Source organism: Alphaproteobacteria bacterium (assembly GCA_041396705.1).
Lineage (GTDB): Bacteria > Pseudomonadota > Alphaproteobacteria > CALKHQ01 > CALKHQ01 > CALKHQ01.
On record JAWKYB010000007.1, the window covers coordinates 87562 to 106501 of the forward strand.

At 72.8% G+C, this 18940-nt stretch carries 20 protein-coding genes; 12 read left to right on the forward strand and 8 right to left on the reverse strand.

The window, feature by feature from the left end; genetic code table 11:
- Nucleotides 1-25 precede the first annotated feature (25 nt).
- The 4 genes from trxB to R3F55_11520 all read right to left on the reverse strand — a co-directional run bounded on the left by trxB (nucleotide 26) and on the right by R3F55_11520 (nucleotide 4797).
- Nucleotides 26-1000 carry a thioredoxin-disulfide reductase gene (gene trxB / locus R3F55_11505; protein MEZ5668037.1) on the reverse strand — a complete coding sequence of 325 codons (975 nt, stop codon included), beginning with the start codon at nucleotides 998-1000 and terminating at the stop codon, nucleotides 26-28.
- A gap of 121 nt (nucleotides 1001-1121) precedes the next feature.
- Nucleotides 1122-3047, reverse strand: coding sequence for a hypothetical protein (locus R3F55_11510; GenBank protein MEZ5668038.1), 1926 nt, complete (start codon nucleotides 3045-3047; stop codon nucleotides 1122-1124).
- A 29-nt stretch (nucleotides 3048-3076) separates the two neighbouring features.
- Complete coding sequence (locus R3F55_11515) at nucleotides 3077-3751, reverse strand: 2OG-Fe(II) oxygenase (protein MEZ5668039.1); 675 nt, start codon at nucleotides 3749-3751, stop codon at nucleotides 3077-3079.
- Nucleotides 3752-3771: 20 nt separating this feature from the next.
- Entirely contained in the window at nucleotides 3772-4797 is a 1026-nt protein-coding gene (locus tag R3F55_11520) for a mitochondrial fission ELM1 family protein (GenBank protein ID MEZ5668040.1), read from the reverse strand.
- Nucleotides 4798-4895: 98 nt separating this feature from the next.
- Between R3F55_11520 and R3F55_11525 the strand changes: the two genes are divergently transcribed.
- Nucleotides 4896-5405 carry an Lrp/AsnC family transcriptional regulator gene (locus tag R3F55_11525; protein MEZ5668041.1) on the forward strand — a complete coding sequence of 170 codons (510 nt, stop codon included), beginning with the start codon at nucleotides 4896-4898 and terminating at the stop codon, nucleotides 5403-5405.
- Nucleotides 5406-5444: 39 nt separating this feature from the next.
- On the opposite strand, the gene R3F55_11530 is transcribed toward R3F55_11525, so the two are convergent.
- Complete coding sequence (locus tag R3F55_11530) at nucleotides 5445-5996, reverse strand: ankyrin repeat domain-containing protein (GenBank protein ID MEZ5668042.1); 552 nt, start codon at nucleotides 5994-5996, stop codon at nucleotides 5445-5447.
- 128 nt (nucleotides 5997-6124) lie between these two features.
- Here R3F55_11530 and R3F55_11535 point away from each other — a divergent pair, with 128 nt between their 5' ends.
- The 3 genes from R3F55_11535 to rsmD are packed head-to-tail and all read left to right on the forward strand — an operon-like array spanning nucleotide 6125 to nucleotide 8389.
- Nucleotides 6125-6886 (forward strand): SDR family NAD(P)-dependent oxidoreductase, encoded by a 762-nt coding sequence (locus R3F55_11535; GenBank protein ID MEZ5668043.1) that lies wholly within the window; start codon nucleotides 6125-6127, stop codon nucleotides 6884-6886.
- Nucleotides 6883-7857 (forward strand): pseudouridine synthase, encoded by a 975-nt coding sequence (locus R3F55_11540; GenBank protein ID MEZ5668044.1) that lies wholly within the window; start codon nucleotides 6883-6885, stop codon nucleotides 7855-7857. The genes R3F55_11535 and R3F55_11540 overlap by 4 nt, the downstream gene beginning before the upstream one ends.
- Nucleotides 7858-7873: 16 nt before the next feature.
- On the forward strand, nucleotides 7874-8389 hold the full coding sequence (gene rsmD / locus R3F55_11545) for a 16S rRNA (guanine(966)-N(2))-methyltransferase RsmD (protein MEZ5668045.1): 516 nt from the start codon (nucleotides 7874-7876) through the stop codon (nucleotides 8387-8389).
- Nucleotides 8390-8397: 8 nt separating this feature from the next.
- Here the strand turns inward: rsmD and R3F55_11550 are convergent, their stop codons facing one another.
- Nucleotides 8398-9531, reverse strand: a complete 1134-nt coding sequence (locus R3F55_11550) for a M14-type cytosolic carboxypeptidase (GenBank protein MEZ5668046.1) — start codon at nucleotides 9529-9531, stop codon at nucleotides 8398-8400.
- A gap of 12 nt (nucleotides 9532-9543) precedes the next feature.
- On the reverse strand, nucleotides 9544-10197 hold the full coding sequence (locus tag R3F55_11555; protein ID MEZ5668047.1) for a hypothetical protein: 654 nt from the start codon (nucleotides 10195-10197) through the stop codon (nucleotides 9544-9546).
- A gap of 172 nt (nucleotides 10198-10369) precedes the next feature.
- Here R3F55_11555 and phhA point away from each other — a divergent pair, with 172 nt between their 5' ends.
- The gene (phhA, locus tag R3F55_11560; GenBank protein ID MEZ5668048.1) at nucleotides 10370-11239 is read left to right on the forward strand and encodes a phenylalanine 4-monooxygenase; all 870 of its coding nucleotides are present in this window, start codon (nucleotides 10370-10372) and stop codon (nucleotides 11237-11239) included.
- Between the two features lie 14 nt (nucleotides 11240-11253).
- Here the strand turns inward: phhA and R3F55_11565 are convergent, their stop codons facing one another.
- Nucleotides 11254-12297: a glycosyltransferase family 4 protein gene (locus R3F55_11565; GenBank protein ID MEZ5668049.1), complete on the reverse strand. Its 1044-nt coding sequence runs from the start codon at nucleotides 12295-12297 to the stop codon at nucleotides 11254-11256.
- A 114-nt stretch (nucleotides 12298-12411) separates the two neighbouring features.
- Here R3F55_11565 and R3F55_11570 point away from each other — a divergent pair, with 114 nt between their 5' ends.
- The 7 genes from R3F55_11570 to R3F55_11600 all read left to right on the forward strand — a co-directional run bounded on the left by R3F55_11570 (nucleotide 12412) and on the right by R3F55_11600 (nucleotide 18901).
- Nucleotides 12412-13311 carry a DMT family transporter gene (locus R3F55_11570; GenBank protein MEZ5668050.1) on the forward strand — a complete coding sequence of 300 codons (900 nt, stop codon included), beginning with the start codon at nucleotides 12412-12414 and terminating at the stop codon, nucleotides 13309-13311.
- 109 nt (nucleotides 13312-13420) lie between these two features.
- Entirely contained in the window at nucleotides 13421-14698 is a 1278-nt protein-coding gene (locus R3F55_11575; protein MEZ5668051.1) for a glutamate-5-semialdehyde dehydrogenase, read from the forward strand.
- 62 nt (nucleotides 14699-14760) lie between these two features.
- On the forward strand, nucleotides 14761-15420 hold the full coding sequence (locus tag R3F55_11580; protein ID MEZ5668052.1) for a nicotinate-nucleotide adenylyltransferase: 660 nt from the start codon (nucleotides 14761-14763) through the stop codon (nucleotides 15418-15420).
- A complete protein-coding gene (gene rsfS / locus R3F55_11585) occupies nucleotides 15410-15787 on the forward strand; it encodes a ribosome silencing factor (GenBank protein MEZ5668053.1) in 378 nt (125 codons plus the stop codon). The genes R3F55_11580 and rsfS overlap by 11 nt, the downstream gene beginning before the upstream one ends.
- 27 nt (nucleotides 15788-15814) lie before the next feature.
- Nucleotides 15815-16267 (forward strand): 23S rRNA (pseudouridine(1915)-N(3))-methyltransferase RlmH, encoded by a 453-nt coding sequence (locus tag R3F55_11590; GenBank protein ID MEZ5668054.1) that lies wholly within the window; start codon nucleotides 15815-15817, stop codon nucleotides 16265-16267.
- Nucleotides 16268-16361: 94 nt separating this feature from the next.
- Nucleotides 16362-17645 (forward strand): peptidoglycan DD-metalloendopeptidase family protein, encoded by a 1284-nt coding sequence (locus R3F55_11595; GenBank protein MEZ5668055.1) that lies wholly within the window; start codon nucleotides 16362-16364, stop codon nucleotides 17643-17645.
- Complete coding sequence (locus R3F55_11600) at nucleotides 17642-18901, forward strand: S41 family peptidase (GenBank protein ID MEZ5668056.1); 1260 nt, start codon at nucleotides 17642-17644, stop codon at nucleotides 18899-18901. The genes R3F55_11595 and R3F55_11600 overlap by 4 nt, the downstream gene beginning before the upstream one ends.
- Nucleotides 18902-18940 lie beyond the last annotated feature (39 nt).

Here is an 18940-nt window from a genome sequence, read left to right on the forward strand (position 1 = left end):
CTCCGGGGCAGGGCGGGGCGCCGGCCTATTCCGCCGCGCTGCGCAGGGACGAATCCTGCTCGGCGAGGAATTTCTCCGCCTCCAGCGCGGCCATGCAGCCCATGCCGGCGGCGGTGACAGCCTGGCGGAACACGCGGTCCTTGACGTCGCCGGCGGCGAACACGCCGGGCACGTCGGTCGCGGTGCTGTCGGGCCGGGTGACCAGATAGCCGCCCTCGTCCATCCGCAGCTTGCCCTTGAACAGGGCGGTGGCCGGGTCGTGGCCGATGGCGACGAAGACGCCGTCCAGCGCGACGTCGGACTCGGCGCCGGACTCGCGGTTGCGGATGCGGATGCCGGTGACGTATTTCATCGGCCCGCCGCTCTCGCCCAGCACCTCGACCAGCTCGCTGTTCCACACCACCGCGATCTTCGGGTTGGCGAACAGGCGATCCTGCAGGATCTTCTCCGCCCGCAGGCTGTCGCGGCGGTGGATCAGGGTCACCTTGGCGGCGTGGTTGGTCAGGTACAGCGCCTCCTCGACCGCGCTGTTGCCGCCGCCGATCACCGCCACCTGCTTGCCGCGGTAGAAGAAGCCGTCGCAGGTGGCGCAGGCGGAAACCCCGAAGCCCTGGTAATGCTGCTCGCTGTCCAGCCCCAGCCAGCGCGCCTGCGCCCCGGTGCAGATCACCAGCGTGTCGCCCAGATAGGTGTCGCCGCTGTCGCCGACGGCGCGGAACGGCCGGCTGTCCAGGTCGACCGACACGATGGTGTCGGTGATCATCCGGGTGCCGACGTGGGCGGCCTGCGCCTGCATCTGCTCCATCAGCCACGGCCCCTGGATCACGTCGGCGAAGCCGGGATAGTTCTCCACGTCGGTGGTGATGGTCAGCTGTCCGCCGGGCTGCAGGCCCTGCACCACGATCGGCGCCAGGCTGGCGCGCGCGCCGTAGATCGCCGCGGTGTAGCCCGCCGGCCCCGAGCCGATGATCAGCATGCGGGTGGAATGGGTCTCGGGCATGGCGGCTGGCTCCGGCGGATCGGCAACGACGACTTCGGGTTGAACATAGGCAGAGGCCGGGGCGAGGGCAATTGCCGATGGCCGGCGGGCGGCGCGCCCGGTCGAACGGACGCCGCGCCGCTCAGAACCCGAACATGTGGTCCAGGCTGAACGCCCGTGCGGAGGTCAGGCCGTGATAGCCGAACAGCCGGCAGGTGGTGTCGCGGATCAGCACGTAGGTGCCGGGGCCGGCGGCGTGGGCGGCGGCGCGGGCGTCGTCGTCGAACATCTCCGACATCCGCCACAACAGCGAGCCGGAGCAGGCGATGGCGATGCGCTTCTCGGCGACCGGCCGGCCGTCGGCGGCGTGCAGAGTCAGCGTCGTGTCCGAGGTCGCGTGCCACGGGGTCGAGGCCGGGTAGATCAGCTGGCACAGCGTGTCCAGCGGCGGCGCGCCGACGCGCAGGAACAGCCGGGTCGACAGGCCGGGCGGGCGGCCGGCGTAGGACTGCGGCTCGCCGCGATAGGTCAGCACGGTGTTGAAGACGTGGCCGCCGAAGCTGGTCTCGGCGGTGTGGCCGGTGGCCGCGTCGTGATAGCGGAACAGGCCGTGCAGCCAGCCGTCGGCGCCGCCGCCGTCGGCAAAGTCGTAGACCAGCTCCATGTGGCCGTAGCCGCCGGGCAGCGCGCGGCTGTCGAGCAGCTCGGCGGCATCCAGCGCGGCGGCGTGGTCGCGCGGCAGCCGTCCGAATGCCCGGCGGCCGACCTCGCGGCCGTCGCGGTCGTACAGGATCGCGGCCAGCGGCAGGTCGGCCTGGCCGCGCGCCATCGGCGTCGGCAGCGCGATCGAGCGGAAGCGGTCGACCGGCAGCACCGGCGCCGGCAGCAGGTGACCCTTGCCAAGCAGGTTGGCAAGCTCGCGGATCTTCGGGTCGGGCTTCAGGTCGATGCGCTGGACGTTGGGGTGGGCGATGCGCTGGCGGCCGACGCCGTCCGGGCCTGCGTCCTCCAGCACCTCGTAGCGCGGGCGGACGAAATGGCGGCCGGCGGTGATCTCCACCTGCTCCGGCCAGCGCAGGCCGGGCAGCAGGTCGGCCACGTCCAGCGGCGCGGTGCCGTAGGCCGGCACGGCCCGGTCGAACGCCGCCTCCTCTGCCCGGCCCATGCGGTTGAGCCGGACGGCGCCGGCCGGGATCGGGCAGGGATGGCTGTTCTGCACCCACAGCACCACCCGCTCGCCGTCGCGCGGCGCCGGCAGCCCGGCGTAGTAGTCGGCCGGCCAGGCATTGGCGTCGTGGGTGCACGACAGCACCGCGTCGTCGTCGCCATAGGTGTCGAGCGCGTATTTGACCACGTCGTGGCCGTGCGCGCCGACCACGTGGATGAACAGCTGGCCGCAGAAGGCGGGCAGGCCGAACCGTGCGCGTACATCGGCGCTGTCGAGCACGATCGCGGCACCGTTGCCGGCGACCGGCTGTTCCCACTCCGCCAGCGTGCGGCCGTCGGCGTCGAACAGCCGCAGCCACAGACGCACGTCGGGCGCGCCGTAGCCGGACCAGTAGTTGCAGGTGGCGACCCGGGTGTGGTGGCCGTCGCCGTCGCGGAAGAAGGCGAAGTTGGTGGCGAAGTTGAGGCCGTCGAGGTAGCGCCGCGGGTTCGACAGCAGGCTGTCGGGCAGGCGCACCCGGTCCAGCGTCACCACCTCGCAGCCCGCCGGCACCAGGTGGCGGATGTGATCGACCAGCCGGCCGGCGTCGAACGCCGGCAGCAGCAGCGCGTCGATGCGGGCGTCGGCCAGCGCGGTGACCGGCTCGGCGGAACAGCCGAGGACGGGCGTGCCGACCGCGGTCACCGCCTGCACGTACACCGCGACCGGGTCGAGCGCGGCGATGTCGAACAGCTCGGCCAGCGGCGCGGCCAGGCCGTCCGGGTCGTACAGGGCGACGCGCCGGCCGTGCAGGCCGGCGAGCAGCGCCTGCAGCCGCTCCGCGGTGTAGGGATGGCCGACCGCCTTGAAGAAGGACGAGCCGCCGGTGGCGTTGTCGAAGGTCTCGATTCTGAGTGCCATCAGGCCGCTCCGCTGTCGTAGGGCGCCGCTCAGCCCGCCGCGGCGCGGGCGCGGCCCGAGGATAGCCGCTTGCCGAAGGCCGACAGGCTGTGGCGCAGCTGCTCCTTGACCACGTAGCGCCGGCTCGACACCCAGTTGAGCTGGATCGCGCGGCGCGGCCCGCTGAAAGGTTTGTGGCCGTGCCAGCTGCGGTCGCTGCGGCGGAAGGCCAGCATGGAGCCCGCCTCCGGCGGCGCCTCGGCGGCATAGTCGTCCAGGTCGGTGCCGGAGCGCAGGATGCGCAGGCGCCCGCCCCGGTCCTGCCAGTCGGGATTGAGGTAGATCAGCACGGTCACGACCTTGTCGACCGAATCGGTGTGGATCTTGCCGTCGGTCGGCCGGCATTCGCCGCGCACCGTGACCATGGTCGGCAGGCCGGCGAGTTCCAGCCCGAACTTGGCGGCGAAGGCGTCGCGCACCGCCGGCCCGCGCAGGGCGGCGAGCAGGGCGGCGAAACGGGGCCCGTAGTGCAGGCCGCGCACCGGGAAGCTGCCGGGGCCGCCGGGGTCGGGGAAATCCGCCATCACGCCGGCGATCGCCTCCGGCCGCAGGAAGGCGGGCACGATCACATGATCATAGGGGTCGCGCACCAGCGGCGCCGCGGCGAAGGCCGCGAGGTCGATCATCGCGTCGCCGGCGGTCGCGGCAGTGTCCGAGTCGGTCATGGCACCCACGATAGCGGCGCTCACCCGGCGCGGCGCGCAGCATTATCGTCGCACCGCCCGGCCGTACCGGTCCGCTGCCGGTCGAACAACGCGGTGACGGCCGCGACCGCGCGGCGCATGTCGTCGGGCGGGTCGTAGGTCCAGTGCTCGAGCCGGCCGGCGAACGGTCGGGTCAGCCCGTGGCTGCGCAGCGCCTCATGGAAGCGGGCGAACTTCGGCGAACCGCCGGGCAGGTCGGCCACGTGGACCGGCTTGCCGGTGGCCAGCGCCTCGGAGACCATGTTGACCGAATCGCAGGTGACCACGATGGCGTCGGCCAGCGCGAGCAGCCCGAAATAGGGGTTGTCGCCGCTGCCGTCCCACAGCGCGGCGGGGGCGTCGGCCAGGGCGTCGCGCAGGGCGGCGACCGCCTCGCCGCCGGTGCGGCGCGATGCGGTGACGGCCAGCCCCGCGCCGGACTGATGCGCCATCCGGGCCAGGCCGGCGCCGAGCGCCGCCGCCGTGTCCGCGCCGAATGTGAAGGCCTTGTTGGCGCCGCCGACCAGCACCGCGACCAGGGGGCGCGGCAGCGCGGCATAATGCGCCTCGAACCGGGCCTTGGCCTCGTCGAGCCGCGCCTGGCTGACCCGGTGCATCGAGCCCATGGTGCTGAGCACGTTCGGGCCCTCCACCTGGTCATGCGCCGGTGTGATCACCAGGTCGAAGGCGTCCAGGCGCACGCCGGGATTCTGGATCTGCACCAGCCGCAGGTCGGGCCCGGCCCGGCGCTTGACCGCCAGCACCGGCGCCACCGAATGGCGGCCGGTGGCGATGATCAGATCCGGCCACGGCGGCTGCAGCCGGTCGCCCTTGGCGCGCAGGCTGCCGAGCGCGTTCAGGGTCAGCGTCGGCTGCAGCCAGCGCCACGGCTTGCCGACGACGATGCGCTTGACCTCGGGCGCAAGGCCGAGCGCCTCCGCCAGGCCGAGGCACTGGGTCTCCATGCCGACCTTGCCGTCGGAAACGATCCAGCTGGAGCGGATCGCGGGGGGTGGCCGTTGCAGCATGCCGTTGAAAGAATCTTTCGTGCGCGTGGCTGCGATCGCTATAGTGCAGACGGCGCATCCGCGCCAGCCCCACGACTTCCGGAGACGGATCGCCCGCCGTGCGCGAATTGAAGCTGGACCGCATCGACCTGAAGATCCTGCGCGACCTGCAGGACGACGGGCGCATGACCAATGTCGAGCTGTCGCGCCGCGCCGGCATCTCCGCGCCGCCGTGCCTGCGGCGGATGCGGGCGCTGGAGGATGCGGGCTATATCCGCGGCTATCACGCCAGTCTCGACGGCGAGCGGCTGGGCTGGGAGGTCACGTTTTTCGCGCTGGTCGGCCTGGACAGCCAGGCCGAGGCGGTGCTGACCGGCTTCGAGGCGCTGGTCGCCGACTGGCCGGAGGTGCGCGAGTGCCACATGGTGCGCGGCGGCGGCGACTTTCTGCTGCGGCTGGTCGCCCGCAACACGGCGCACGAGAACCGGCTGACCACCCGCCTGACCTCGGCCGACCACGTGGTGCGGGTCACCACCTTCCCCGCGATCCGCACGGCGAAACAGGTCGCCGGCGTGCCGGTCGATCCGGAGCGCGCGACGGACCACGCCCCCGACCAGGCCGCGGGCTGAATGGCCGGCGCGCGGTGGGGCCGCGGCGCGCGGCGCCGGTCAGGAATGGGTCGCCGCGCCGCGCAGCAGCTCGGCCGCGCGCTGGTGGTTGTTGATGTCGGCCCACGAGGCGGCGTCGCGGCCGGTGTAGTCGGTCAGGTCGACCAGCGCGCCGGCATCCAGCAACAGCCGGATCGCACCGATCGCGCCGACCTGGGCCGCGCGCATCAGCGGCGTGATGCCCTGCTGGTTGGCCCAGTTGATCTGCGCGCCGGCGGCGATCAGCTTCTCGACCGCCTCGACGTTGCCCAGCGCGCAGGCATGGACCAGCGGGCTGTTGCCCAGGTTGTCGGTCTCGTTCGGGTTGGCGCCGAATTCCAGCAGCAGACGCAGCATCGCCGCGTCGTCGTTGGCGACCGCAATCACCGTCAGCGGCCTGCGGTTGGTGTCGCGGCCCTGCGGCGCATTGCCGGCCAGCAGCAGCGCCCGGGCGGCGCCGAGGTCGCGGCCGAGCACGGCGGAGACGAGCGGATCGCCGCCCAGCAACGGCTGCTGGGCAAGGGCGGAGCTTGCAAGGGCCAGGGCACACAACAGCGCGACGACGGCTCTCAAGGCGCTCCTCGGTTCTCGGTTCGACGTTGCCGCAATTCAGTCCCCGACGGCGAATGGCGTCAAGGGGCATTACCATGTGGCAAGGATTCGCAGCGCCATTGCAGCGCGGAACAGAAGGGGTGCGGGCGATGACGGGCGTGGCGGCGCGGTTCCGGCTGGACGGGAAACGGGCGCTGGTCACCGGCGCCGGCGCCGGCATCGGGCGCGCCACGGCGCTGGCCCTGGCCGAGCTGGGCGCCGGCGTGATCGCCAGCGACCGCGACGCCGCCGCCGCGGCGGCGACGGCCGGGCTGGTCCCGGGCGCGCAGGCGCTGGCGCTGGACGTGACCGACCAGCCGGCGGTCGCCGCCGCCTTCGCGGAGATGGCCGGCGCCGGCGGGCTCGACATCCTGGTCAACAACGCCGGCCGCGGCGCGCGGGTGCCGGCCACCGACATGGCGACGGCGGACTGGGACGCCGTGCTCGCCGTCAACCTCAGCGGCGCCTTCCACTGCGCGCGGGCGGCGGCACCGCTGTTGCGGGCGCGCGGCGGCGGCGCCGTGGTCAACGTCGCCTCGATCATGGGGCTGGTCGGCGGCGGCCTCTATCCCAACGCCGCCTATCACGCCAGCAAGGGCGGGCTGGTGACCCTGACCAAGGCGCTGGCGCTGGAATGGGCGGGCGACGGCATCCGCGTCAACGCGGTGGCGCCGACCTTCGCCCGCACGCCGCTGACCGAGCGGCTGTTGAGCGACGCGGCGATGGAGCGGGCCATCGTCGGGCAGACCCCGCTCGGCCGGCTGGTCGAGCCGGAGGAGGTGGCGGCGGCGATCGCCTTCCTGGCCAGCGACGCGGCCGCCATGATCACCGGCGTCACCCTGCCGGTCGACGGCGGCTGGCTGGCGCGATGACCGCGGCGGCCGGCAAGCGGGCGGCCGCCGCCGACGCGGCGGAGCGGATCGCCAAGGTGATCGCGCGTTCCGGCCGCTGCTCGCGGCGCGACGCCGAGAAGCTGATCGCGGAGGGGCGGGTCAAGCTGGCCGGGGCGGTGGTGACCACGCCGGCGACCCTGGTCCGCGCCGGCGACCCGATCCTGGTCGACGACGCGCCGCTGCCGGAGCGCGAGAAGGCGCGGCTGTGGCGCTATCACAAGCCGGAAGGACTGGTCACCAGCCATCGCGACGAGAAGGGCCGGCCGACGGTGTTCGACCGGTTGCCGGACGGCATGCCGCGGGTGATCTCGGTCGGCCGCCTCGACCTGACCTCGGAAGGGCTGCTGCTGCTGACCAACGACGGCGAACTGGCCCGGGTGCTGGAGTTGCCGTCGACCGGCTGGAAGCGCCGCTATCGCGTGCGCGCCTTCGGCCGGGTGACCGACACGGACCTGGAGAAGCTGGGCAAGGGCCTGACGGTCGACGGCGTGCGCTACGGCCCGGTCGAGGCGGCGCTGGAGCGCGAGCAGGGCGGCAACGTCTGGCTGACCGTCAGCCTGCGCGAGGGCAAGAACCGCGAGGTGCGCAAGGTGCTGGAGCATCTCGGCCTCACGGTCAACCGGCTGATCCGGATCGCCTACGGCCCGTTCCAGCTCGGCACCCTGGACCGCGGTGCGGTCGAGGAGGTCAGGCGCGGCGTGCTGCGCGCCCAGCTGGGCAGCCTGCTGCCCGACGGCGGCGGCACCGAGGGCGCGGCTGTGGCCCGGCCGCGCCCGGCGCCGACCCCGGGCGAGCGCGCGGCGCGCCGGCGCGCCCAGGCCAAGGCAGCCGAGGGCGGCGATGCGGCGCCCAGCGCCGCCGGACGCGACCGGACACCACGTGCGGGCAGCAAGGCCGGTGGACCGCGGCCGGGCGGCGCGGGCCATGCGCATCGTCGGCGGAAGCCTTAGGGGCCGGCGGCTGGTCGTGCCGCCCGGCGACGCGGTGCGGCCGACCGCCGACCGGGTGCGCGAGGCCGTCTTCTCCATGCTGGAGTCCGGGCGCTATGGCGGCAACCGGGTGGCCGGCGCCCGGGTGCTCGACGCCTTCGCCGGCAGCGGCGCATTGGGGCTGGAGGCGCTGTCGCGCGGCGCGGCCCATGCCACCTTCATGGACAATGCGGGTCAGGCGATTGCCGCGGTCGAGGCCAACGTCCGCGCGCTCGGCGTCGGCGCGCGGGCGCGGGTGCTGCGCGCCGACGCGACCCGGCCGCCGCCGGCGCCGGCGGCCTGCGACCTGCTCTTCCTCGACCCGCCCTATCGCGACGGCGCGATCGGTGCGGCGCTGGCCGCGCTGGCCGCGGCGGGCTGGATCGCCGCCGGGGCGCTGCTGGTGGTCGAGCGCGAGGCGAAGTCGCCTTTGGACCTGGCTGAAGGCATGCGGCTGGAGGCCGAGCGCCGCTATGGCCGCGCCGCGATCGCGCTGGTCGCGGCGGCAGGCTGACCGGCGGCTCAGCGCAGCTCGTCGACCACCGCGGCGAGCGCGTCGAGGCTGGACCGGGCCAGCTTCATCGAACGGTCGGGCGACCAGCCGAAGTCCGGGTCCGGCGCGGCGGCATTGTCCTTGAACGGCATCTCCAGCGTCATCGCCAGGCAGCCGAAGGTCTCGGCGACGGCGTTGGTGGCCATGGTCAGGTTGGCGCGGCCGGGCGGTGCCTTGCCGTAGCCGTGCTCGGTCTGGAAGTCGGGATTGGCGCGGACATGGGCGGCGCAGAAGCCGTCGTGCAGCCGCTCCAGCCGGTCGCTCCACGACGGGATGCCGTGCGCCCCGGCGATGAAGTTGTAGGGGATCTCCTCGTCGCCATGGACGTCGAGGCAGAAGTCGACGCCGGTCTCGCGCATGCGCGCCAGTACCAGCGCGACCTCGGGCGACGCCTCCATCGTCGGCTCCGCCCAGGCCCGGTTCAGGTTGGTGCCGGCGGCATTGGTGCGCAGATGCCCGCGGCGGCTGCCGTCCGGGTTCATGTTCGGCACCACGTGGAAGGTGCAGCGCTCCAGCAGCGCGCGGGCCAGCGCGTCGGCCGGATCGGTCAGGCGGGCGAGGAAGCCTTCCATCCACCACTCGGCCATCGACTCGCCCGGATGCTGGCGGGCGATCACCCAGCAGCTGCGCCGTGCCGGCACCGGTGCGCCGACGGTCAGCAGGTCCAGGTCCTGGCCGTCCAGCGTCCGGCCCAGCGTCTGCAGCCGCACCCCCGGCTTGGCCGCGGTGGCGGCGACCAGGGCGTGGTGCCGCTCCATCGGATAGGGTGCGAAATAGCTGAAGGCGACGCTGTCGGCCTGCGGCGTGTGGCGGATGGTCAGCACGCCGTCGTCATAGGCGGTTTCGGCGCGGCGATGGGTCTGCCGGTCCTCGGTATAGACCGCACGGTAGCCGGGCCAGCCCTTCGGATAGGCGCAGGCCCCGGCGTTGGTCAGGCGCACCGTCAGCGGCACGCCGCGCACCCCGGCCAGCCGGAAATGGAACCACTGCAGGAAGTCCGAGCGGTGGTCCGGGGCGATGGCGATGCGGATGTCGTTCGGGTCTTCCGCCGCCTCGACGATGCCGTTGCCGCTGTCGAAGGCGGCCGAGACCTGGATTGCCACGGGGCCGGCCGCTCAGCGCTTCGGCGTCACGCACTGGTAGGCGTAGTAGTAGCCCCAGGCGAACAGCCAGCCGATCAGCCAGATCACCCAGAACAGCCCGCCGACGGCACCGCCGGTGATGGACAGCACCAGGATCAGCCCCAGGATCTGCAGCCCGGCATAGACCCAGGCCATGACCAGGCTGAAGGTGCGGGCGGTGTTGATGTTGCCGTCACGCAGGGCCTTGTAGCCGACCAGGAAGGTCAGGATGCTGATGCCGGCCTGAATCACCAGGCTGAAATAGTCGCCGCCGATCAGCGACAGCACGGCAAAGATGCCGACGATGATGCCGAGCGCGAGCAGGATCGATTCGGCGCGTTTGACCCCGGCCGGGTCGACGTCGCCCACCGGCGGGCGGGCCGGCGACGGCCGCGGCCGTGGTGCAGCCGACGGCCCCGACGCCGCGGATGCGCCCGAGCCGGCGCCGGCCGCGGCGCGCTGCTGGTCGATCTTCTCCAGCCGGGCGATGTCGGCCTGGACCTGCTCGAACTCGTTGGAAAGCGCGTCGATCTTGGCGCGTTCCTCGTCGTTCAGCGACCGGCCCAGCGCCTCGGCCGCGGTGCGGATGGCGTCGGACTGCTTGCTGATCTCGCCCAGCCGGGCGCGCAAGGATGCAATGTCGCTCATGGTTCCGTCCCCCAGTGCCCTTTCGGCCGCCTCGCCGCGACGATATCGTGGCGCGACGCTGCGTGGCAATCGTGGCGCGACCATGGGCGATCCGAAGCGGCACCCCATATCAATGGCTTGATCGGCGCGCCGGCGACCGGCCGCCGACGGGCCACAGCCAGGGAGACGGGGCATGGGCGCGTCCAGCCCCCAGCCGCCGGCGGCCGTGCCGGACTTCACACCCTTCGTTGTCGCGCAGCCGCGCGACCGCTACACGGCGGAGGACCATGCCACCTGGGCCACGCTGTTCCGGCGCCAGGCGGCGCTGCTGCCGGGCCGCGCGTGCACGGCGTTCGTCGACGGCATGGCCAGGCTGGGCATGGCGGCGGCCGGCATCCCCGATTTCGAACGGCTCGGCGACCTGATGGAGGCGGCTTCGGGCTGGCGCATCGTCGCGGTCGAGGGGCTGGTGCCCGACGACGCCTTCTTCGCCATGCTGGCGGCGCGCCGGTTCCCGGTGACCTGGTGGATCCGCGCGCCGGCCCAGCTCGACTACATCCAGGAGCCGGATGCCTTCCATGACCTGTTCGGCCACGTGCCGATGCTGATGAACCCGGTGTTCGGCGACTACATGGCCGCCTATGGCCGCGGCGGGCTGAAGGCGCTGCGGCTCGGCGCGCTGCAGCGGCTGGCCCGGCTGTACTGGTACACGGTCGAGTTCGGCCTGATCCGCGAGGGCGACGGGCTGCGCATCTACGGCTCCGGCATCGTCTCCAGCCACGGCGAGGCGCTGTACTGCCTCGACAGCCCGAACCCGAACCGGATCGGCTTCGATCTGGAGCGGATCATGTGCACCCGCTATCGCATCGACACTTTCCAGCAGAGCTATTTCGTGATCGACAGCTTCGACCAGCTGTTCGCCGCCACCCGGCCGGATTTCGCCCCGATCTACGCGCGGCTGCGCGACCGGGCGGACATCGGCGCGGGCGAGGTCGTGCCGGGCGACCGGGTGCTGCAGCGCGGCGCGGGCCGCGACTGGACCGCCGATTCGCCCGACGTGTGAGGCGGGATGCCGCGCTATGCCGCGCGGCGCGCCGCCGAGACCCGCAGCGAGCGCAGATAGATGGTGAAGCCGAGCCCGAGCAGCGCCGCGCCGGCGATGCCGATCGCCCAGTGGACCGCCTCGCCGGCCAGCGCCAGCCCGACCAGCCCGGCGTTGCAGCCGAGGATCAGGACGCAGACCCGGGCATGGTCCAGCCCGCGCTGGTGGGCGCGCTGATAGGCGTGCTCGCGATGCGCCTGCCACGGCTTCTCGCCCCTCAGCGTGCGGCGGGCCAGCGTCAGCGTGGCGTCGGTCAGATAATAGGCCGGCAACACCAGCGCGGCGACCCAGGCGCCGTCGGCGGCCAGCCGGACCAGCATCCAGCCGAGCAGGAAGCCCAGCGGCACGCTGCCGACGTCACCGAGGAACAGCCGGGCCGGGTGCCAGTTCCAGGCCAGCCAGCCGAGCGCGGCCGCCGCCAGGATCAGGCCCTCGAGCGGTTCGCTGCCGACGGGGCCGAACACCCAGGCGGTCAGCGCGGTGCCGATGCCGATCGACAGCGTCTCGACCCCGCTGATGCCGTCGATGCCGTCCATGAAGTTGAAGATGTTGATGAAATAGACCACCGCCAGCCCGGCGGCGATGCGGTCGGCCCATAGCGGCAACAGCCCCTGGGCGACCAGCGCGCCGGCCGGCAGGCTCATCACCGCGATGGCGGCGGCGAGGATGTGCGCGGCCAGCCGCGGCCAGGCGCTGAGCGTGCGGGTGTCGTCCAGCCAGGACACGGCGGCCAGGATCGCCGCGGCGACGACCACGGCATAGCCGCCCCATGCCGCCGGGTCGCGGCCGATCCACAGGATGGCCAGCGCCGGCAGCAGCGCCAACATCAGCCCGATGCCGCCACCGCGCGGCACCGGCACGGTGTGCGAGCTGCGCGCATTGGGCCGGTCCATGATCGCGCGCCGGCGCAGCCAGGCCAGCACGCGGCCGACGGCCAGCCAGCTGGCGACGCCGGCGGCCGGAACCAGCAGCAGGTACCAGGACCAGTCCATCGCCGGGTTATAGGAGCGGCGCGGCACCCTGCCAACAGCCGCCCGCGGCCGGCCGCGATGCGCCGATTGCATTTTTTCGGCCGCTGCGGCGATGTGGGGCGACGCCGCCGGGACAGGGACATTCGCCGCTTGCGCTCCTCGATGCCGTTTACCTTCGCCCTGCTCGCGATCGGGCTGGCCGCCGTCGCCCACGGCGCGATCTTCGCGCGGCTGGCCGAGGCCGATCCGATCCTGATCTCCGCCGCACGCACCGGCATCGGCGCGCTGGTGCTGCTGCCGGCGGGACTGGCGACCGGCTGGGCGGCGATGCGTGCCGGCGGCCTCGCCGCGCTGGGCCGGTCGTTCGTCGGCGGCGCCTTCCTGGCGGCGCATTTCGCCGCCTGGATCGCCTCGCTGGACCACACCTCGATCGCCAACAGCGTGGTGCTGGTCGCGCTGTCGCCGATCTGGCTGTCGCTGTGGGCTGTGCTGGTGCGCGGCGAGCCGGTGACCCGGGCCATGGTGCTGAGCGTCGGGCTGAGCGTCGCCGGCAGCGCGGTGATCGGTTTTGCCGGCGCCGAGGGCGCGGCCGGCGAGACCGGCCTGCTCGGCGACGGGCTGGCTCTGGCCGGCGGGGTGTTCGTCGCCGGCTATTTCCTCGCCGGGCAGCGGGCGATGGTGACCGCGCCGGACCGGCGGCTGCCGCTGCTGGCCTATCTCGGCCAGTGCTACGCCATCGCGGCGCTGCTGCTGTGGGCGGCCGTGCTGATCCTCGACCTGCAGGTCGCCGGCCTCGGCCAGACCACCTACCTGGCGATGGCCGGGGCCGGCGTGGTGTCGCAGGTGATCGGACACAGCACCTACAACTGGGCGCTGGGCCGTTTCAGCCCGCGCTTCGTCGCGGTCTGCCTGCTCGGCGAGCCGATCCTGACCACGCTGCTCGGGCTCGCCTATTTCGGCGAGGCGGTGCCGGCGCTGGCGGTGCTGGGCGGCGCCATGGTGCTGGTTGCGATCTATGTCGGCGCGATGGCGGAACGGCGCCCCGAGCCTGCGCCGTCCTGAGCCCGGCCCGGCCTGCCGGGGCCGCGGGATTTGACGTTGCGGCGTTGTGCGCTATGAGTCGCAGCACCCGAACGAGGCGAGCGAGCGGACGATGACGGTGGTCAAGCAGATGGCGGCGGATGCCGGCGCCGACGCGATCGAGGCGCAGATGCGCGCGCTGGGCGCCGCGGCGCGCCAGGCGGCGCGCACGCTGGCGCTGACTCCGCCGGCGGCGAAGGTCGCGGCGCTGCACGCGATGGCCGCGGCGATCCGTGCGCGCCGGGCCGAGATCCAGGCGGCCAACGACGCCGACATGGCCGCGGCCGCCGACAAGGGTCTCGGCGGCGCGATGCTGGACCGGCTGAAGCTGAACGACGCCCGGATCGAGGCGATGGCCGTCGGGCTGGAGGACATCGCCGCCCTGCCCGACCCGGTCGGCGCGGTGATCGCCGAATGGACGCGTCCGAACGGGCTGAAGATCGCACGCATACGCACGCCGCTGGGCGTGATCGGGGTGATCTACGAATCGCGGCCGAACGTCACCGCCGATGCCGGCGGCCTGTGCCTTAAGGCCGGCAACGCCGTGATCCTGCGCGGCGGCTCGGAGAGCGTGCACTCGGCCCGCGCCATCCACGCCTGCCTGCAGCAGGGCCTGATGCAGGCAGGTCTGCCGGAAACGGCGATCCAGATGGTGCCGACCACCGACCGGGCCGCCGTCGGTGTGTTGCTGACCATGGCCGAGTATGTCGACGTGATCGTGCCGCGCGGCGGCAAGTCGCTGGTCGAACGCGTGCAGCGCGAAAGCCGCGTGCCGGTGTTCGCCCATCTGGAGGGCATCTGCCACACCTATGTCGACCGCGCCGCCGATTTGGACAAGGCGGTGCGGCTGGTGGTCAACGCCAAGATGCGGCGCACCGGCATTTGCGGCGCGACCGAGACGGTGCTGGTCGACGCCGCGGCGGCCGAGCGGCTGCTGGCGCCGGTGGTGGGCGCGCTGCTGGACGCCGGCTGCGCCGTGCGCGGCGACGCGGCGACCCGGGCGGTCGACCCGCGGGTGGAGCCGGCGCAGGAGGCGGACTGGAGCACGGAGTATCTCGACGCCATCGTCTCGGTGAAGCTGGTCGACGGCGTCGCCGACGCGATCGAGCATATCGCGCGCTACGGCTCCAGCCACACCGACTGCATCGTCACCGAGGACGCGGCGACGGCGGAGCGGTTCCTTGCCGACGTCGATTCGGCGATCGTGATGCACAACGCCTCGACCCAGTTCGCCGATGGCGGCGAGTTCGGCATGGGAGCGGAGATCGGTATCGCGACCGGACGGATGCACGCACGCGGGCCGGTCGGCGCCGAACAGCTGACCAGTTTCAAATACGTCGTGCGCGGTACCGGGCAGACCCGGCCCTGAGCGACGGCACGCCGCGCCGCCGGACGCCCTTCGCGGCGCCGCCGTTTCCGCGGTCGGCGCTGGTGCCGCGCGGCGCCGGCTGGCGGATCGGCATACTCGGCGGCTCGTTCAACCCGGCCCATGCCGGCCATCTGCACCTCAGCCGCCAGGCGATGCGCTGGCTCGGCCTCGACCGGGTGTGGTGGCTGGTGTCGCCGCAGAACCCGCTGAAGCCGGCGGCGGGCATGGCTTCGCTGGCCGATCGCGTGGCCGGGGCCCGCGCCGTCGCCGCGGCCGACCGGCGGATCGTGGTCAGCGCGATCGAAGCGGAGCTCGGCTTGCGCTTCACCGCGGACACGGTCGCCTGCCTGCGCGCGCTGTGGCCGGGCCAGCGCTTCGTCTGGCTGATGGGCGCCGACAATCTGGGCCAGATCGCGCGCTGGCAGCGCTGGTCACGGATTTTTCACACCTTGCCGATTGCGGTTTGCGATCGCGATTCCTATGCTTATGGGGCGTTGGCAGGCAAAGCCGCCACTCGATTCCGGCAGCGGCGCCTGACCGGCCGGACGGCGCGGCAACTGGCCGACATGCGACCGCCGGCCTGGGTCTTTCTGGCGGTCCGCCGGCACACGGCATCTGCCACCGCAATCCGGGCGCAGCGCGCTGCGGACACGCATGCGACCGGTGTCTTGGGAACGTCCGCAGGAGGAAAGCGCCATCACAGCGGTTGTGATGCCGTTTAACAAACGGTCGATTGGGGTCGAGTCCGTCTTGAATGCGGTCACACGATCCCTGGACGACGACAAGGCCCTCGATGTCGTCACGATTGATCTGCGGGGCAAATCCTCGATAGCCGACTACATGGTCATCGCCTCCGGGCGCAGCCATCGTCACGTGCACGCGATCGCGGAGCACCTGATGACGGCGCTGAAGCACCTGGGGCTCGGCCGGGTCGCGGCGGAAGGCCTGCAGCAGTCGGACTGGGTGCTGCTGGATGCGGGCGACGTGATCGTCCACCTGTTCCGGCCCGAGATCCGCAGCTTCTACAACCTCGAAAAGATGTGGGGCCACGACGCCCCGGCGGCGGATCTGGCGGGTGCCACCGCCTGAGCGGCGCAAGCGCTAGCCGATACCGGCTTGCACCTCCTCGTCGCAGCCGTCGGCCGGATGCGCGGATCGCCGCTGCGCGCGGCCTGGGACGACTATGCCGGGCGGATGGGCTGGCGGGTCGATCTGCGCGAGGTCGAGGCGCGCGCGGCCGACGGACCGCAGCGGACCGCCGAGGAGGGCGCGCTGCTGCGCCGCGCGATCGCGCCGGCGGCCTGCCGGGTGGCGCTGGATCGCGGCGGCGAGAGCCTGTCCAGCGAGGCGCTGGCAGGACGGCTGGGCGGATGGCGGGACCAGGCGCGGATGCCGGTCGCCTTTCTGATCGGCGGCGCCGACGGGCTGGCCCGCGACCTGGTCGAAAAGGCCGACCTGGTGATCGCCTTCGGCCGGCAGACCTGGCCGCACCTGCTGGCCAGGGTGATGCTGATCGAACAGCTGTATCGCTGCCAGGCGATCCTGTCCGGACATCCCTATCATCGCTAGGCGGGCCGAGGGCCGGGCGGCGGAACCGGCGGGCGCGAATGCGCTTGCGCCGGCCGCCCTATGGTTGCCACAGTCCCCGGCGAGCAATGGGAGGATGAACATCGTCCGTGGGCGGCAATTGAGGCGGGCGGGCGTCGCGCTGCTGGCGGCGGCGTGCCTGATGCGGCCGCTGGCCGCCCAGGACCCGGCCCGGATCCCGACCCAGATCCCCTCGGCGGGCCTGGCCGAGGCGCTGGCCGCCGCGGCCGAGGCGAAGGCCGAGGCCGAGGCCCGCGCCGCGCGGATGGCGGCGGAGACGGCGCTGGCCGCCGAGCGGCTGGAGGCCCTGCGGCAGGAGCTGGTCGTCGCCGCCTATGCGGTGCAGGACGCCGAGACCGTGGTCGACGCCTTGCAGCGGCGCATTGCCGGCGTGCGCGCGGAGCGGGACGTGCTGGCGCCGTCGCTCGGCGACACCCAGGCCCGGCTGTTCCAGTCGGTGCTGGCGCTGCACCGGGTGGCGACCGATTCGCCGCTGGCCCGGCTGGCGGCGCGCGAGGACCCGAACCGGGTGGTCCGTGCCGGCATCGTGATGGCGACACTGGTGCCGGCACTGGAGCTGCAGGCACGCGAGACCGCGGCGCGGCTCGATGAACTGCGGGTGCTGGACGCCACGCTGTCGGGCCAGCTCGACGAGGTCAGCGCCGCGCGGGACCGGCTGGCGGCCGAGCGGGCGCGGCTCGATGCGCTGCGGGCCGAGACCGACAGCCTCTATGCCAGCCAGAGCGCGGCGCTCGGCGCCGCCCGCGCCCGTGCCGATGCGCTGTCCGGCGAGGTGGAATCGCTGTCGGGGCTGATCGCCGCGCTGCGGCGGGCGGCGGCGGAGGCACCGCAGGTGACGGTGGAGATTGCGGCGGCGGACCCGGCCCAGGCAGGCGCCGCGGCGCCCGCGCCGGGTGCCGCGCTGGCGCGGGGCAGCCTGGTGGCGCCGGTGCACGGAACGGTGGTCGAGCCGTTCGGCGCCGTGGTGGCGGGCGTGCGCGCCAACGGCTTGCGGCTGCAGGCGATCGACGATGCCCAGGTGGTCAGCCCGCAGGCGGGGCACGTCGCCTATGCCGGCGACTTTCCGGGCCGTGGGCTCGTCTTGATCATCGATCACGGCGAAGGATCTCATAGCGTGTTGACCGGTCTGGCCCGGATCGACACGGCGGTCGGCCGTCTGCTGCTTGCCGGCGAGCCCGTCGGTGTGCTCGGCGGTCGGGAAGCGGCGGCAAGTGGTGAGATCAGCGATGGCGGACCGAACCCCGGCGGCGCGTCGCTCTATTACGAGCTGCGCCGGGATGGCGTGCCCATCGATCCGATGCCTTGGTTTTCAACAGTCAGTGACGGGATAAACGGATGAACCGGAAATTGCTGGTGGCGGGCCTGGCTTCCGCGGCCCTGGTGTACGTCGTCTCGGGCGCGCCGTCGGCGACGGTCGGCCAGGAGACGACGTCGGAGACCTACCGCATGCTCGACCGCTTCGGCGAGGCGTTCGAGCAGGTCCGCGCCAACTATGTCGAGGAGGTCAGCGACGAGGAGCTGATCGAAGCGGCGATCAACGGCATGCTCGCCTCGCTCGATCCGCACTCGAACTTCCTCAACCTCAACAATTTCTCCGAGATGCAGGTCGACACCCGCGGCGAATTCGGCGGGCTGGGCATCGAGGTGACGATGGAGAACGGCTTCGTGCGGGTCGTCTCGCCGATCGACGACACGCCGGCGGCCGAGGCCGGCATCCAGGCCGGCGACTACATCACCCAGATCGACGGCAAGCCGGTGCAGGGCATGAACCTGAACGACGCCGTCGACCTGATGCGCGGCCCGGTCGACACCGAGATCACGCTGACCATCGCCCGCGAGGACGTGGAGCCGTTCGACGTCGTGCTGAAGCGCGCGGTGATCACCATCGAGTCGGTGCGCAGCCGGGTGGAACGCAACGTCGGCTACATCCGCATCACCCGCTTCACCGAGCAGACCCAGCCTGGGCTGGAACGGGCGCTGGAATCGATCCGCGAAGAGGCCGGCGAGAACCTCGAGGGCCTGGTGCTCGACCTGCGCAACAACCCGGGCGGCCTGCTGGAGCAGGCGATCTCGGTGTCCGACACCTTCCTGGAGCAGGGCGAGATCGTCTCCACCCGCGGCCGTCACGAATCGGATACCACCCGCTTCAACGCGCGGCCGGGCGACCTGGCCGAGGGCCTGCCGCTGGTGGTGCTGATCAACGGCGGTTCCGCCTCGGCCTCCGAGATCGTGGCCGGTGCGCTGCAGGACCATCGCCGCGCGATCATCCTGGGTACCCGTTCGTTCGGCAAGGGCTCGGTCCAGACCATCATCGAGCTGCCCGGCAACGTGGCGATGAAGCTGACCACGGCGCGCTACTACACGCCGTCGGGCCGGTCGATCCAGGCGGTCGGCATCGTGCCGGACATCGAGGTCGAGCAGGCCCGGCTGGAGACGCTGGAGGAGGGCGGCATCCGCGAATCCGACCTGCGCGGCGCGCTGGACGTCGGCGCCAACGGCGAGGACTCCGACAACGGCCCGGCCGAGGTCGAGGACTACCAGCTGCAGCGTGCCCTGGACCTGGTCCACGGCATCTCCCTGGCGCTGGGCGGCTGAGGCCGGTCGGCGACGCAGTCGATGGCAGGTACGGCCGGC

Coding starts and splice junctions, on each gene's coding strand:
- R3F55_11600 (MEZ5668056.1), top strand. CDS start 17,642: ATGAACCGGAAATTGCTGGTGGCGGGCCTGGCTTCCGCGGCCCTGGTG.
- rsfS (MEZ5668053.1), top strand. CDS start 15,410: ATGCCGTTTAACAAACGGTCGATTGGGGTCGAGTCCGTCTTGAATGCG.
- R3F55_11570 (MEZ5668050.1), top strand. CDS start 12,412: ATGCCGTTTACCTTCGCCCTGCTCGCGATCGGGCTGGCCGCCGTCGCC.
- phhA (MEZ5668048.1), top strand. CDS start 10,370: ATGGGCGCGTCCAGCCCCCAGCCGCCGGCGGCCGTGCCGGACTTCACA.
- R3F55_11555 (MEZ5668047.1), bottom strand. CDS start 10,197: ATGAGCGACATTGCATCCTTGCGCGCCCGGCTGGGCGAGATCAGCAAG.
- R3F55_11520 (MEZ5668040.1), bottom strand. CDS start 4,797: ATGCTGCAACGGCCACCCCCCGCGATCCGCTCCAGCTGGATCGTTTCC.
- R3F55_11595 (MEZ5668055.1), top strand. CDS start 16,362: ATGAACATCGTCCGTGGGCGGCAATTGAGGCGGGCGGGCGTCGCGCTG.
- R3F55_11515 (MEZ5668039.1), bottom strand. CDS start 3,751: ATGACCGACTCGGACACTGCCGCGACCGCCGGCGACGCGATGATCGAC.
- R3F55_11540 (MEZ5668044.1), top strand. CDS start 6,883: ATGACCGCGGCGGCCGGCAAGCGGGCGGCCGCCGCCGACGCGGCGGAG.
- trxB (MEZ5668037.1), bottom strand. CDS start 1,000: ATGCCCGAGACCCATTCCACCCGCATGCTGATCATCGGCTCGGGGCCG.
- R3F55_11575 (MEZ5668051.1), top strand. CDS start 13,421: ATGGCGGCGGATGCCGGCGCCGACGCGATCGAGGCGCAGATGCGCGCG.
- R3F55_11510 (MEZ5668038.1), bottom strand. CDS start 3,047: ATGGCACTCAGAATCGAGACCTTCGACAACGCCACCGGCGGCTCGTCC.
- R3F55_11535 (MEZ5668043.1), top strand. CDS start 6,125: ATGACGGGCGTGGCGGCGCGGTTCCGGCTGGACGGGAAACGGGCGCTG.